A 12937-nucleotide genomic window follows, 5' to 3' on the forward strand; every position below is an offset into this window, starting at 1 on the left:
GATCCCTGGCGGTCAACCTACCACCCCACGTCGCCCCTTCACAGGGGCAAGTTCACAGGGGCAAGTTCAAGGCTCCCGCCGCCTCAGACCCGGGCCAGACCGCGTTTGCGCATGAAGGCCTTCAGCCGCGCCAGCCCTTCTTCGATATCCGCCGTACTGCGTGCGTAGGAAAACCGCAGCGTCCCTGCCCCGCGCAACGGATCGAAGTCCAGCCCCGGCGTCACGGCGACGCCCGCCTCGTCGAGGATTTCCTGCGCAAACGTCACGCTGTCCGAAGTCAGATGGCTGACGTCGGCATAGAAATAGAACGCCCCGTCAGGCGGCGCGATGCGATCGAAACCGGCATCTGGCAAACCCAGCCGCATCAGCTCACGGTTCCTGGTGTAGACGGCAAGGTTTGCCTCCGTCTCCTCGTGCGCGTCCATCGCGGCGAGCGCCGCGACCTGGCTGACATGCGGCGGACAGATAAAGAGATTCTGTGCCAGCCGTTCAACCTGCCGCACATGGCTGTCGGGGACCACCAGCCAACCGACGCGCCACCCGGTCATGGAGAAGAACTTCGAGAACGAGTTGATCACCACCACGTCGTCGCTGATCTCCAGCGCTGTGACAGCCTTCCGATCGTATTCGATGCCGTGGTAGATCTCGTCCGAGAGGAACGCCGCGCCCTTGGCTTGCGCCGCTTCGACAAGCCGAGTCAAAGCTGGCCTGTCAAGCATGGTCCCGGTGGGATTCGCGGGCGAGGCGACCAGCAGCCCCTCGAAATCATGGCCCGCCAGATCCTCCGGGACCGGCTGGAAGCGGTTTTCCGCCGCCGCCTGCACCTCCAGCGGATCGAGGTCGAGCGCCTTCAGGATCTGCCGATACGACGGATAGCCCGGAGCCCCCAGCGCCACCCGGTCGCCCGCGTCAAACAGCGCTGTGAAGGCGAGCACGAAGCCCCCCGACGACCCGGAGGTCACCACCACCCGGGCCGGGTCAAGGTCGACGTTGTACCAGTCCCCGTAGAGTTTCGCGATCCGTGAGCGCAGTTCCGGCAGCCCCAGCGCGACCGTGTAGCCCAAGGGATCGGACTGCAGCGCGCGGGCCAGTGCCTCGCGGGCAAGGCGCGGCGCGGCGGTGCCCGGCTGCCCCACCTCCATGTGGATCACCCGGTGTCCGGCGGCCTCGCGGGCGCGCGCTGCCTCCATGACATCCATCACGATGAAGGGATCGACCGTGCCGCGTCTTGAACTCCGCATGGCTGCCTCTCTACTCTGCCTGAAACTGTCGACCCGAGCCTTAGAAGCGAGACCCGCGTGCCGTCAATCATCCTCTCCCGTCTTTGCGCCCTCCTGATGGCGTTCCTGCTGGCCGCCTCCCCGGCCAGCGCCGCCACATTCCTGCGCGATGCCGATATGGAGTACGCTCTGAAACAGCTTGCCGCGCCGGTGCTGAACGCCGCCGGGCTAAGCGCGGCGCAGGTCGATATCGTGGTGCTGGACGACAGTTCCATGAACGCCTTCGTCACCGACACGCGGCATATCTTCATTCACTCCGGCCTGCTTTTGAAACTACAAAGCGCAGAGGCCTTGCAGGCGGTCATGGCCCATGAGGCGGCGCATATCGCCAACGGCCACATCACCCGGCGCGTGACCAACTTCCGATCCGCCCGCAACGCGGCGGGGCTGGGGATGTTACTGGCGGTGGCGGCGGGCGTCTCGGGCGCCGATCCGGGCGTGGCCGTGGGCATCGCCGCGGGCAGTCAGGCCTCGGCCGCGCGGCGTTTCTTTACCCACACCCGGTCAGAGGAAAGCTCTGCCGACATCTCTGCCGTGCGCTACATGGCGCGAGCGGGGATCGACCCGCAGGGCGCGGTCGATGCCATTTCGATCTTCACGGGGCAATTGAACCTCGATGAAAGCCGCCTTGACCCCTATGCCATCACCCACCCGCTGTCGCGCGAACGGATGCGCGCGCTGCAAGGGCTGGTCGCCGGAGCGAAGCCGGGGCAGCCCAATGCGGTCGCGAACTATTGGTTCGCCCGCGCGCAGGGCAAGCTCTCGGCCTTCAAGCGCGCGCCGAACTGGACGCTGCGGCGCGCGGGCAAGGACCCCTACAAGGACGTCGGTCTCATGCGGCAGGCGGTGGCCTGGCACCGCCAATCCAATCTGCAAAAGGCGCTTGCAGCCATCGACGGGGCCATTGCGATGCGCCCACAGGATCCGTTCATCCTGGAACTGAAGGGCCAGATCCTGCTGGAATCACGTCAGTTCAAGGCGGCCGTCCAAGTTTATCAGGCCGCCGCCAATGCCGCCCCGCGCGAACCGCTAATCCTGGGAGGGCTGGGACGTGCGCGTCTGGCGGCGGGCGACGCGAAGGGCGCCCTGAGCGCGCTTGAGGCCGCGCGCGGGCGCGATTTTTCCGACCCCCGGCTTCTGCGCGACCTGGGCGTGGCCTACGCCAAACAGGGTCAGAACGGCATGGCGTCGCTTGCCACCGCCGAACGCTACGCCCTGACCGGGCGGCTGGAGGACGCGGAGCTGCACGCCACCCGCGCGGCCGGTCTGCTGCCGCGCGGTTCCGCCCCATGGCAAAGGGCCATGGATGTGATAGATGCAGCAAAACAGGCGAAACGTCGCTAGGCTGACCCCGACCGACAAAAGACAATCCACGGGAGACCCCATGAAAACCCTACTCAAAGCCGGCGTCGCGAGCGCCTGCCTGCTGACCGCGACGCAGGCTTTCGCACAGGATTACGACTTTGCCGCCATGGACGACACGCAGAAGGCCGCTTTTGGCGAGGCCGTACGCGACTACCTGCTGGAAAACCCGCAGGTCATCATGGAAGCGGTGTCGAAGCTCGAAGAGATGGAGGCCGACCAACAGGTCGAGGTCGATCAGCACCTGGTCGACCAGCACGCCGAGGCGCTGTTCAATGACGGGTATTCGTGGGTCGGCGGCAACCCGGACGGGGATTTCACCATCGTCGAGTTCATGGACTACCGCTGCGGCTACTGCCGCAAGGCTCAGCCGGAGGTCGCGGAGCTTCTGGAAAAGGACGGCAACATCCGTCTGATCGTCAAGGAATTCCCGATCCTCGGAGAGGCGTCGGTGGTCTCTTCGCGCTTTGCCGTTGCGACCCAGATCGCTGCCGGAGACGAAGCCTACGGACAGGTGCACGACGCCCTGATGGCGCTAGAAGGCAACCCCGGCGAGGCACAACTGAAGCGCGTGGCAGAGACGCTGGGACTGGACTACGCGGCCATCGAGGCCGAGATGGACAGCGAAGAAGTCACCCGCCGGATCACCGAAACCCGCGCCCTGGCACAGGCGATGCAGATAAGCGGCACGCCCTCCTTCGTCTTCGGCAACGAAATGGTGCGCGGCTACGCCCCCCTCGCCGCAATGGAGCAGATCGTGGAACAGGGCCGCGCTGCCAATTGATCCGGTCCAGGTCTCTCTTTCCGGCGCTGCTGCTCGCAGCGCCGGTTTTCGTCTCGGCTTTGGCTTCGGGAGCGGCGGCGCAGTTCGCTCCCACAGCGGAGGAACGCCTGCGCGCGCTCACCGCCCCGCCGCAGGTGGACATTTATGGCGAGGAAAAGAACGCCGACCGCGCCCGCATCGCGGCAGAAGCCGATTGGCTTTTCGGTGATGGCGCGGCCATCGTCCTGTTCACTGGCCCGGACTGCCCGGACTGCGCCGCGGCAGAGGCATCAGTGCGCACCCTGACAAAGGACATGGGACTGACCGCCAAGGTCATTCCGCTTGACGACGAAAGCCGCCCGGTGTTCGAGCGCCTCGGATTTGACGTGGTGCCAAGCTACGTTCTGCCCCAGATGCTGATCCGGGGCGCAATGCCCGCGATCGTGTTGCGCAACTACCTTCTGCGCTGAACGCCTTCGCTTCAGGCACCCCGCCCGGAAAACCGACCGGCGCGGTGCCGTTTGGCGGGCAGACCAATGCCCAAATTCCGCCAGTATCCGGGACCATCGCAAGTCGCCTCGGCAGGCCACCACGGCGCGGGATGCTTCCTCGGGCACCGTTATTCGGCGGCGGTCGCCTCTTCTTGCCCGGCCTCGATGGCCTCCGCGCGTTTCTCGACCTCGGCCACGATGTGGTCGACCATCTGGGCGTTGGACATCTTGTGGCTGGCCTTGCCCGCCAGATAGACCATCCCCGACCCCGCGCCGCCGCCGGTAAAGCCGACGTCCGTCATCAACGCCTCGCCGGGGCCGTTGACCACGCAGCCGATAATGGAAAGGCTCATCGGCGTCTTGATGTGTTCCAGCCTCTTTTCGAGGATCTCCACCGTCCTGATGACGTCAAAGCCCTGCCGCGCGCAGCTTGGGCAGGAGATGATATTGACGCCACGATGACGCAGGCCGAGGGATTTGAGGATTTCGTAGCCGATCTTCACTTCTTCGACCGGGTCGGCCGACAGCGAAACGCGGATCGTGTCACCGATGCCCATCCACAGCAGATTGCCAAGGCCAATGGCGCTTTTAACGGTTCCGGAAACCAGCCCGCCCGCCTCGGTGATGCCAAGGTGAATGGGCGCATCGGTCTGTTCCGCCAGTTGCTGGTAGGCGGCAGCCGCCATGAAGACGTCAGATGCCTTGCAGCTGATCTTGAACTCGTGAAAATCGTTATCCTGGAGGATCTTGATGTGATCGAGGCCTGATTCCACCATGGCGTCCGGACAGGGCTCGCCGTATTTTTCCAACAGGTGCTTTTCCAGCGACCCGGCGTTCACTCCGATACGGATCGAACAGTTGTGGTCGCGCGCAGCCTTGATGACTTCGCGCACGCGGTCCTGCGACCCGATGTTACCCGGATTGATCCGCAGGCAGGCGGCGCCTGCCTCGGCGGCCTCGATCCCGCGACGGTAGTGGAAATGGATGTCGGCCACGATGGGAACCGGGCTTTCGCGAACGATCTCCTTCAGCGCCTTCGCAGAATCCTCGTCCGGGACGGAGATGCGCACGATGTCGGCACCGGCTTCGGCGGCGGCCTGAACCTGCGCGATCGTGGCGCGCACGTCGGTGGTGGCCGTATTGGTCATCGTCTGGACGCTGATCGGGGCGTCGCCACCAACCGGGACGTTGCCCACCATGATCTGGCGTGACGTGCGGCGGTAGATGTTCCGCCAGGGGCGAACATGGTTGAGGCTCATGTCGAGGCTCCTGTCAGTGGTGTCCTGTCGGATATAGTCGGGCGTCAAGGGCGGCGGAAGGGTCGATCCGCCGCACCTGCCCCCTCAGCGCCCGGGAAGCGGGTCGGAGAGTCGAAGCTCCGCGACGACCCGGGCGAGCGTCTGGTTCTGGCTCAGGTCGGCCACCTGCAGCTTCGCGGTGATGGCATCCGCCGAAAGCGCGAGATTGCGACCGAACTTGCCGGACTGTCCATATGGGCCGAAGGTCTGACCGTTGACCGCAAAAAACACGCCCCCGGCATTGCCGGAAAAGATCGTCGCGGGCTGGTCGGTCTGCGGCACCTGATAGGTTTGCCCGGCCTGCAGGGTCTGGGCGAACAATTTCTTGCCGGAGGGCGACGTCACCTCCACCCAGGTTTCCTGCGTGGCGACCACAGTGATACCCGGCGGCGCATCGGCCAGCACGCGCGGGCCGACGGGCTCTGCCTTTTCCGCCGTCTGGCTCGGCTGCGGCGTGACCAGAGTTGTCTGGCCGGGATCGGCCGAGGCCACCAGCGGCGATGACGCGGCGCGCTGCAGGTCGAGCTCAAAGAGCGTCGCCACGAGGTCGTCGTCTGCGCCCGTGTCAGCGGGGGCGTAACGATCCGTCAGTTCTGCCGCCGCGAGCGAGATGTTCTCGGTCACCGCGCCGCTCGGGCCTGCGGGGCCATAGGCCTGCCCGTCCACGCTGAAGTAGACTGCCCCGGATTCGCCCACCTGCAGGCGGGGCGAAGCCGCCTCGCGTGGCACGGCATAGGTTTCACCCGCGTTCATCACGCGGCTCAGCAACACCGCGCCCGCCTCGTCGGAGACCTGTACCCATGCCGGGCGCACCGCAATCACTGTGACGCCCGTCATCGCCACCGGCGTGGCGGCGGGCGCACCCGCGCGATCGATCAGGCCCTGCGCCAGCGCCGCGGCCGCCATGGAACTGTCCTGAACGGACGGCAATGCGCCGCCGCGCCCGGCGAAGAGCCCGCCCACCTCGGGGTCGAGCGTGGAAATCGGTTCATCGCGCGCCACCAGAACAGGCACGTCCAGCGCCTGTGGCCGGTAGAGCCGGTCAAAGGCTTCGGTCGTGGGCGGGTTGAAGACTCCGGTTCCATTCCCGGTTTCCGCGGCCGTGCCGCCAAACGCGGCCATGGCGGCGATCTCGTCTTCTGGCACTGTTTCAGGCTGTGCGCGAGCGGACTCCAGCGGATCCAGCTCCGAGAGTACGACCGGCGTCTGATCCACCGGCGTGACCTGCACGCGCTGAATTTCCTGCAGGACTGCCCAGCCGCCGTATCCAATGCCGCCGATCAGCGCCAGCAACACCAGAGAGGAGCCGATGGCCCGCGGTTCGATGTCGGAAAACAGGCCGTCAGAGGCTGGCGCAAAGGGCAGATTGGGTTCGGAGAGCGGGTTGCGGACGCGCGGCTTCAACACCTCGTCAGCGCGCTTGGCCGCGCTGGCACTGGGTTTGCGCCCCACGACCGAGGCCTCCGACGACATGCCGTGGGCGACGGAAAATCCGCTTTCCTCGCAAAACCCGGCAAAGGCCTCGTCGGGGTCCATGCCAAGGTAACGCGCATAGGAGCGAACGTAACCTGCTATAAACCCGGGTGTGTCAAAAGCAGAGGGATCGCAGTTTTCGATGGCCGCGATATAGCTCGCCTTGATGCGCAGTTCGCGCTGGACATCCAGCAGCGACTTGCCCAGCGTCGCGCGTTCGCCGCGCATAACGTCTCCGAGCTTAAGCGAGAAGCTTTCGAACCCCTGTGTGGCGTCCGTGCTTTCCGGTCTGCTCTGGGATTTACGCCCGATCATGCGCGACTGCCCCGATTTCCCTGTCTGTCCGTGCCTGCCCTACCCGGACCTTCACGATTCGTGCAGCCCGGTTATTGCGATTACGTTACCACACTACAACTAATTTGACAGGAGTACCGGGCGTTATCCCGCCAATTCGGCACGATTCAGCGCGCAGTGCGACCAGAGTTCGTCCATCGCGCGGATCAGCTTGTCCATCTCGTCCGGGCCATGCACCGGCGAGGGCGTGAAGCGCAGGCGCTCCGTGCCCCGTGGCACGGTGGGGAAGTTGATCGGCTGAACGTAGATACCGTAGCCTTCCAGCAGCATGTCGCTGAGTTGCTTGGTATGCTTGGGGTCGCCGACAATCACCGGCACGATGTGGGAGCCATGATCAATGATGGGCAGGCCCATGCCTTTCAGACGCGTTTTCAGGATCTTGGCCTGGGTCTGATGCTTGTCGCGCAGCGCGTGGTCACGTTTCAGATGGGCCACCGACGCCTGCGCCCCGGCGGCCAGCGCGGGCGCCAGCGAGGTCGAGAAGATGAAGCCCGGCGCATACGAGCGCACGGCGTCGCACATCTTTTCCGAGGCGGCGATATAGCCCCCCATGACGCCGTAGGCCTTTGCCAGCGTGCCGTTGATGATGTCGATGCGGTGCATCAGCCGGTCCCGTTCGGCCACGCCCGCGCCGCGGGGGCCGTACATGCCGACGGCGTGCACTTCGTCGATGTAGGTCAGCGCGCCGAATTCATCCGCGAGGTCGCAAAGCGCCTCGATCGGGCCGAAATCGCCGTCCATCGAATAGATCGATTCGAAAGCAATCAGTTTCGGCGCGGCAGGGTCGTCGGCTTCCAGCTTGGCCCGCAGGTCATCGAGGTCGTTGTGCTTGAAGATCCGCTTTGCCCCGCCATTACGACGGATACCCTCGATCATGGAGGCGTGATTCAGTTCGTCGGAATAGATGATCAGGCCCGGGAACAGGCGCGGCAGCGTCGAAAGCGTCGCGTCGTTCGCGATGTAGGCAGAGGTGAACAGCAGCGCGGCTTCCTTGCCGTGCAGATCGGCGAGCTCCGCTTCCAGCGCCTTGTGGTAGACGGTGGTGCCGGAAATGTTGCGCGTTCCGCCAGAGCCGGCGCCGGTTGCATCGAGGGCCTCGTGCATCGCCTCCAGAACGACCGGGTGCTGACCCATGCCGAGGTAGTCGTTGCCGCACCAAACGGTGATCGGCGCCTCTGTCCCGTCGGGTTTCGTCCAGGTGGCGTGCGGAAACTGACCCTTCCTGCGCTCGATGTCGATGAAGGTGCGGTAACGGCCCTCGCGGTGCAAGGCGTTGAGGGCGTCGTCGAGTTTCGCGGTGTAGTCCACCGGGCTCCTCCTTCTGGTCATGGGCGCGTCATTGTCGTCTGCGAACCCTGTGCCGCGGTGTACTACCGCATTCAAGTTCGTGAATAACTAAAGCCCTATAAAGCGTCTGTCTACCGTCTAGAGGCGGACCATCCGTCGCATCCTTGACAGAGATCAAGCGTGCAAAACAAATATCCCGTCTCCATCTTTCCCCGTAGCCCCCAGTGTAGCGGATCGGAAACCGCCTTGGGACCCCTGCCGGAGCAATGGATGTACCGACCTTGGGTGTAGCCGGCCTTCACCGACCGCGCAGTAAGCCAAACCATCGCCTGCGTAAACCTCCGCGCACTGACGCCCGCCCGTTTTCGGAATGCAAATTCAATCAATCTCCGATGATGCCCGGTCTGCCCCCCTTTCCCGGCCCGGCTGGACACTGTCCCCGATCCGGCTAGGCTCCGCCCCAACATTCACAAGGGAGTTTCCCATGTCTCTCGACGCCACCCTCGCCCGTATCGACGCAGACCTGCCGGAGGCGCTCGACCGCCTCATGGCGCTGCTGCGAATCCCGTCGATCTCCACCGATCCCGCTTACAAGGCGGACTGCGACCGCGCCGCCGACTGGCTGGTGGCGGATCTCGAATCCTTCGGCGTGAAGGCAGAGAAGCGCACCACCCCCGGTCATCCTATGGTCATGGGCCACGTCGACGGTGACGGGCCGCATGTCCTCTTTTATGGCCATTATGATGTGCAGCCGGTGGACCCGCTGGAACTGTGGGACCGCGATCCCTTCGACCCGGCCATCGAAGACACCGACAAGGGTCGGGTGATCCGTGCGCGCGGTGCGTCGGACGACAAGGGCCAGCTCATGACCTTCGTCGAGGCGTGCCGGGCGTGGCAGGCGGTGAACGGTGCCTTCCCCTGCCGCATCACGTTCTTCTTCGAGGGCGAGGAAGAATCCGGCTCGCCCTCCCTCATCCCTTTCCTCAACCATACCGCCGAAGAACTGAAGGCCGACATCGCCCTGATCTGCGACACAGGCCTGTTCGAAAGCCGCGTGCCCGCGATCATGACCCAGCTGCGTGGCCTCTGTGGAGAGGAGGTGGTGCTGACCGGCCCCAGCAAGGACCTGCATTCCGGCATGTACGGCGGGGCGGCGATGAACCCCATCCGGGTGCTGACGAAGATCCTTGGGAACCTGCACGACGACGAGGGCCGCATTCAGGTGCCGGACTTCTACGATGGCGTCCCGGAACTGCCCCCGGAGATCAAGTCGCAGTGGGACGGGTTGCACTTCGACCACGGCGCTTTCCTGGGCGATGTCGGCCTGTCGACGCCCGCCGGCGAACGGGACCGCAGCGCGCTGGAGATGATCTGGTCCCGCCCCACGGCGGAAATCAACGGCATCACAGGCGGTTACACCGGCGACGGGTTCAAGACGGTACTGCCTTCACAGGCCCGCGCAAAGGTGTCGTTCCGCCTCGTGGGCCAGCAGGACCCGCACGCCATCCGTGAAAACTTCCGCGCGTGGGTGCGCGGTCAGTTGCCACCCGACGTGGGGGCGGAGTTCCACGCGCACGGTGCCTCCCCCGCTGGACAGATGACCACGACGCACCCGGCGTTCGAACAGGCGCGCGCGGTGCTCGGCGCGGAATGGGGCGCTGAAGCCGCTTTTACCGGCTGCGGCGGATCAATCCCGGTGGCGGGATACTTCAAGTCGATCCTTGGCATGGACACCATGTTGGTGGGGTGGGCCAGGGACGACGACCAGATCCATTCCCCGAACGAGAAATACGACGTGGACAGCTTCCACAAGGGCATCCGAAGCTGGGTACGCATCCTCGACGCGATCCGCTGAGGCAGAACCGGGCGGGCCCCGAACAGGACCCGCCCGCAAACCCGAATCATATATCTCTCCCGCACGCCTCCTGCGGCTTCGATCATGCCCACTGCGACCTGTTCGTTCGCGGCGAGATCACGGAAATGCGCCGCTGATGGCCCAAATGGTTAAAACCCTAACCTTTTGGACAGACGATTGTGACGCAAACGCCCAAATTCATCGTGATTCCGCCTGAATCCGCCGGTAACAATTTGGACATGACCGCTGCAATGAAAAAACTCACCCACGCCGATTTCCGCACCCGTGTCGCACGGGTCGACCCGCGGTTCGCGCGTATGGGTCACGCCGCCTACGCAAGGGACGCCACCCCGGCGAAACCCTTCGGAATGGCGCTACTCGGCTTCGGCTGGTTCTACCTCGTGGTCTCTGTCGCCTACCGGCGCGACCATATCGCCGCCTCCCTGCGTCAGGGCTCCCTGCCGGACGAATACCACGGCTGGATCATGCATGGGCTGGCGGTGCTGCTGGCGGCCTCCATGGTGATGCTTTGCATGCACCTCATGCGCTACATGTCAAAGACCGGCGGGAAGAGGAAGAACTCCGGCGGCATCCTGACCGGCGGCATGCTGGCGCTGACACTGTTCAACACGCCCCCGGGCATCTGGCAGATGGGCTTCGGGATGCTGGACGGCAATTCCCAGACCGCGATCCTGACGGCTTCCGCAGCCTTCGGGGATACGATTCCGGGCCTGCAACTCGACAAAATCGCTTCGGTCGCCTCCAACGGTCACTGAGCGAGGCAAACGGCGCCAGGTCCCCAGACCACCGTCAAGGGGGGGCTCGTCGAACAGGCGCCAGATACCAGCGCCCCGACTAGACCACGCCGACAAATCGCTCAGGCAGCAGATATTGCTGCGCGTAGTCCGGGCGAGCGAACTGCCAGAAACCGGTGTCCCCCCGTGACCCCCAGCTGCGGTGCATCCGCTTGCGCACCCAGCCGAGGTCAAAACCGTCCTCCATCTCCAACTCCGCAAAGCCGTCAAAAACCGCCCGGTCCTCGCCGCGCGCTTCCGCGAACCAATGCCGCCCGATAGAGGCTTCCTGCACCGTCGCGCCGGTGCTTTCGGTCACCGCGTTGCGGGCGTTCATCACCTCGACGTAATTCGTGAAGTCGCAGAACTTCAGATGCAGCAAATACAACTCATCCGGCGCGTGGAGCTTGTCATATTGTGTGTAGTGCCCGCCGCGCGCGATCTTCACGCCGTGGCTGATGATGCATGGCTTCGAATAATGCGGCGCAAGGCGCACATGGCGGCGTGGTCCGATGATGCGGTCGGTGATCGCCTCGCGTTCCAAGTCGATCCGGTGGATCACCTCCAGCCCCAGCGGTGTCACCACCCGTTTGCGCCGCGCCGTGCGCAACCACTCCAGCAGGCTGCGCCCATCGCTGGGGTCGACCACCACCAGCTCGTCAACGTCGCCCACAATGACGTGGTCATAGTAGCAGCGCAGGCCCTGCACGAAGTTGTTGAGCATCCGCCACCGCTTCATGTCGAAATTCGGATGCGGGTCGCCGGGAATACCGATGAGGTTGCACCCCTCGGCCAGCTGCGCCACCTCTTCGCCCCGGCCGTGGTTGACAATATAACAGTTCTCCCGCCCGAGCGTTTCACCGTAATGCCTCAACCACGCCTTCAGGAAAAACGCGTCGTCGCGCACCATGGTCAGCGCCGCTGCAACCGATTGCATCCGCTCGTCTCCCTCGCCCTCTGCCGGGACCGTTCGTGCAGGATAACGTTCCGCACGCCGCATGAGAATCGCATTTTTCCCCGCACGTGGCTAAGGTGGCACAAAAGACAACACGGGCAGGAAAGCAGACACAGGATGAACCTGGACTTTACACCGGAGAGCGCGCCGGAAATTCCCGCCGTCTTCCCCGAGACCGGCTGGCACATCCAGCCCGGCCCGGTACCACCCGCCCGCGTTCAGGTCTTTGGCGAACGCTCTTCCGGGACGAACTTCGTCAAACGCCTGCTGGGTCGCAATACCCCCCTCCAACCCATAGAGGCGCTCGGATGGAAGCACGGCTTCCCCCAGATGACGGCGATCCCGCCGGATGTGCTGATCGTCGCCTGCGTGCGCGACGCGCGCCCGTGGTCGCTGTCGATGCACGCAAAGCCATGGCACACGCCGCCCGCGATGCAGCGGCTGGGCTATTCCGATTTTATCCGCCACCCGTGGGAAACCATCGCCGATCGCAAGCGCTACTTCCCGCAGGTGGCCGATCTCGGCGGCGATGGTCGCCCGCTGCAACACGACCGCAATCCGCTGACCGGCCTGCCCTTTCCCGACCTGTTTTCGCTGCGGCGGGCCAAGCTCGCCTCTTTGTTGTCCTTCATGCGACGGGACTGCACACTGGTTGTGTGTCGGCTGGAGGCGGTTCAACAGGCACCCGAGGCCTTCCTCGCCAACGTGGCCCGGCATCTCGCCCTGCTGCCGCCCGGCCCTTACCGGCCCGTCGTCAGACGCCTCGGTTCCAGATTCCGCGCCAGCGTAGAGGCGCGACCGGAAACACCGCGCGCCGTCCCCGAAGCCGACCTCGACTTCCTGCGCTGCCGTCTGAATCTCGAAACCGAATCCCGCCTCGGCTACGACTACGGCTGACAATCCGGGTCGGCCCGACCGTCCGCTCCTTTGATTCAGAAATACCTGAATCGCGCCGGTCTCATCCCGGAAGCAGACGTTTCACAGGATACGTCTGTCGCCCGCCCGGAAAGGACACCCGAGTCGCC

The 12937-nt window shown here is 64.7% G+C and carries 11 protein-coding genes; 6 read left to right on the top strand and 5 right to left on the bottom strand.

Features of this window, described 5'->3' with window-relative positions; all coding sequences use genetic code 11:
* Positions 1-83 precede the first annotated feature (83 nt).
* Positions 84-1241, bottom strand: a complete 1158-nt coding sequence (locus tag J5474_RS10180) for a pyridoxal phosphate-dependent aminotransferase (RefSeq protein WP_209360807.1) — start codon at positions 1239-1241, stop codon at positions 84-86.
* Between the two features lie 57 nt (positions 1242-1298).
* On the opposite strand from J5474_RS10180, the gene J5474_RS10185 reads away from it, so the two are divergent.
* From J5474_RS10185 to J5474_RS10195, 3 genes are read left to right on the top strand one after another with little or no spacing between them, the layout of a single operon-like run.
* Positions 1299-2624: a M48 family metalloprotease gene (locus tag J5474_RS10185; protein ID WP_483414422.1), complete on the top strand. Its 1326-nt coding sequence runs from the start codon at positions 1299-1301 to the stop codon at positions 2622-2624.
* Positions 2625-2664: 40 nt separating this feature from the next.
* The gene (locus tag J5474_RS10190; RefSeq protein ID WP_209360808.1) at positions 2665-3426 is read left to right on the top strand and encodes a DsbA family protein; all 762 of its coding nucleotides are present in this window, start codon (positions 2665-2667) and stop codon (positions 3424-3426) included.
* A complete protein-coding gene (locus J5474_RS10195) occupies positions 3423-3875 on the top strand; it encodes a thioredoxin domain-containing protein (RefSeq protein ID WP_209360809.1) in 453 nt (150 codons plus the stop codon). The genes J5474_RS10190 and J5474_RS10195 overlap by 4 nt, the downstream gene beginning before the upstream one ends.
* Before the next feature lie 149 nt (positions 3876-4024).
* Here the strand turns inward: J5474_RS10195 and ispG are convergent, their stop codons facing one another.
* The 3 genes from ispG to hemA form a co-directional block, all read right to left on the bottom strand.
* Complete coding sequence (gene ispG / locus J5474_RS10200; RefSeq protein ID WP_209360810.1) at positions 4025-5155, bottom strand: flavodoxin-dependent (E)-4-hydroxy-3-methylbut-2-enyl-diphosphate synthase; 1131 nt, start codon at positions 5153-5155, stop codon at positions 4025-4027.
* Between the two features lie 84 nt (positions 5156-5239).
* Positions 5240-6982 carry a helix-turn-helix domain-containing protein gene (locus J5474_RS10205; protein ID WP_209360811.1) on the bottom strand — a complete coding sequence of 581 codons (1743 nt, stop codon included), beginning with the start codon at positions 6980-6982 and terminating at the stop codon, positions 5240-5242.
* A gap of 123 nt (positions 6983-7105) precedes the next feature.
* Positions 7106-8329, bottom strand: coding sequence for a 5-aminolevulinate synthase (gene hemA / locus J5474_RS10210; protein WP_209361015.1), 1224 nt, complete (start codon positions 8327-8329; stop codon positions 7106-7108).
* Between the two features lie 463 nt (positions 8330-8792).
* On the opposite strand from hemA, the gene J5474_RS10215 reads away from it, so the two are divergent.
* Together J5474_RS10215 and J5474_RS10220 are read left to right on the top strand one after the other, a co-directional pair.
* Entirely contained in the window at positions 8793-10163 is a 1371-nt protein-coding gene (locus J5474_RS10215) for a M20/M25/M40 family metallo-hydrolase (RefSeq protein ID WP_209360812.1), read from the top strand.
* A 251-nt stretch (positions 10164-10414) separates the two neighbouring features.
* Positions 10415-10939 carry a hypothetical protein gene (locus J5474_RS10220; RefSeq protein ID WP_209360813.1) on the top strand — a complete coding sequence of 175 codons (525 nt, stop codon included), beginning with the start codon at positions 10415-10417 and terminating at the stop codon, positions 10937-10939.
* Positions 10940-11018: 79 nt separating this feature from the next.
* Here the strand turns inward: J5474_RS10220 and J5474_RS10225 are convergent, their stop codons facing one another.
* Positions 11019-11894, bottom strand: a complete 876-nt coding sequence (locus tag J5474_RS10225; protein WP_209360814.1) for a glycosyltransferase family 2 protein — start codon at positions 11892-11894, stop codon at positions 11019-11021.
* A 135-nt stretch (positions 11895-12029) separates the two neighbouring features.
* On the opposite strand from J5474_RS10225, the gene J5474_RS10230 reads away from it, so the two are divergent.
* Entirely contained in the window at positions 12030-12809 is a 780-nt protein-coding gene (locus J5474_RS10230; RefSeq protein ID WP_209360815.1) for a hypothetical protein, read from the top strand.
* Positions 12810-12937: the final 128 nt, after the last annotated feature.

This window comes from Sagittula salina (assembly GCF_017813235.1).
In the GTDB taxonomy this organism is placed as follows: Bacteria; Pseudomonadota; Alphaproteobacteria; order Rhodobacterales; family Rhodobacteraceae; genus Sagittula; species Sagittula salina.

Excerpts from the sequence above, each read along its gene's own strand:
- J5474_RS10230 (WP_209360815.1), top strand. The coding sequence starts at position 12,030 with ATGAACCTGGACTTTACACCGGAGAGCGCGCCGGAAATTCCCGCCGTC.
- J5474_RS10225 (WP_209360814.1), bottom strand. The coding sequence starts at position 11,894 with ATGCAATCGGTTGCAGCGGCGCTGACCATGGTGCGCGACGACGCGTTT.
- J5474_RS10215 (WP_209360812.1), top strand. The coding sequence starts at position 8,793 with ATGTCTCTCGACGCCACCCTCGCCCGTATCGACGCAGACCTGCCGGAG.
- ispG (WP_209360810.1), bottom strand. The coding sequence starts at position 5,155 with ATGAGCCTCAACCATGTTCGCCCCTGGCGGAACATCTACCGCCGCACG.
- J5474_RS10220 (WP_209360813.1), top strand. The coding sequence starts at position 10,415 with ATGAAAAAACTCACCCACGCCGATTTCCGCACCCGTGTCGCACGGGTC.
- J5474_RS10205 (WP_209360811.1), bottom strand. The coding sequence starts at position 6,982 with ATGATCGGGCGTAAATCCCAGAGCAGACCGGAAAGCACGGACGCCACA.
- J5474_RS10190 (WP_209360808.1), top strand. The coding sequence starts at position 2,665 with ATGAAAACCCTACTCAAAGCCGGCGTCGCGAGCGCCTGCCTGCTGACC.
- J5474_RS10180 (WP_209360807.1), bottom strand. The coding sequence starts at position 1,241 with ATGCGGAGTTCAAGACGCGGCACGGTCGATCCCTTCATCGTGATGGAT.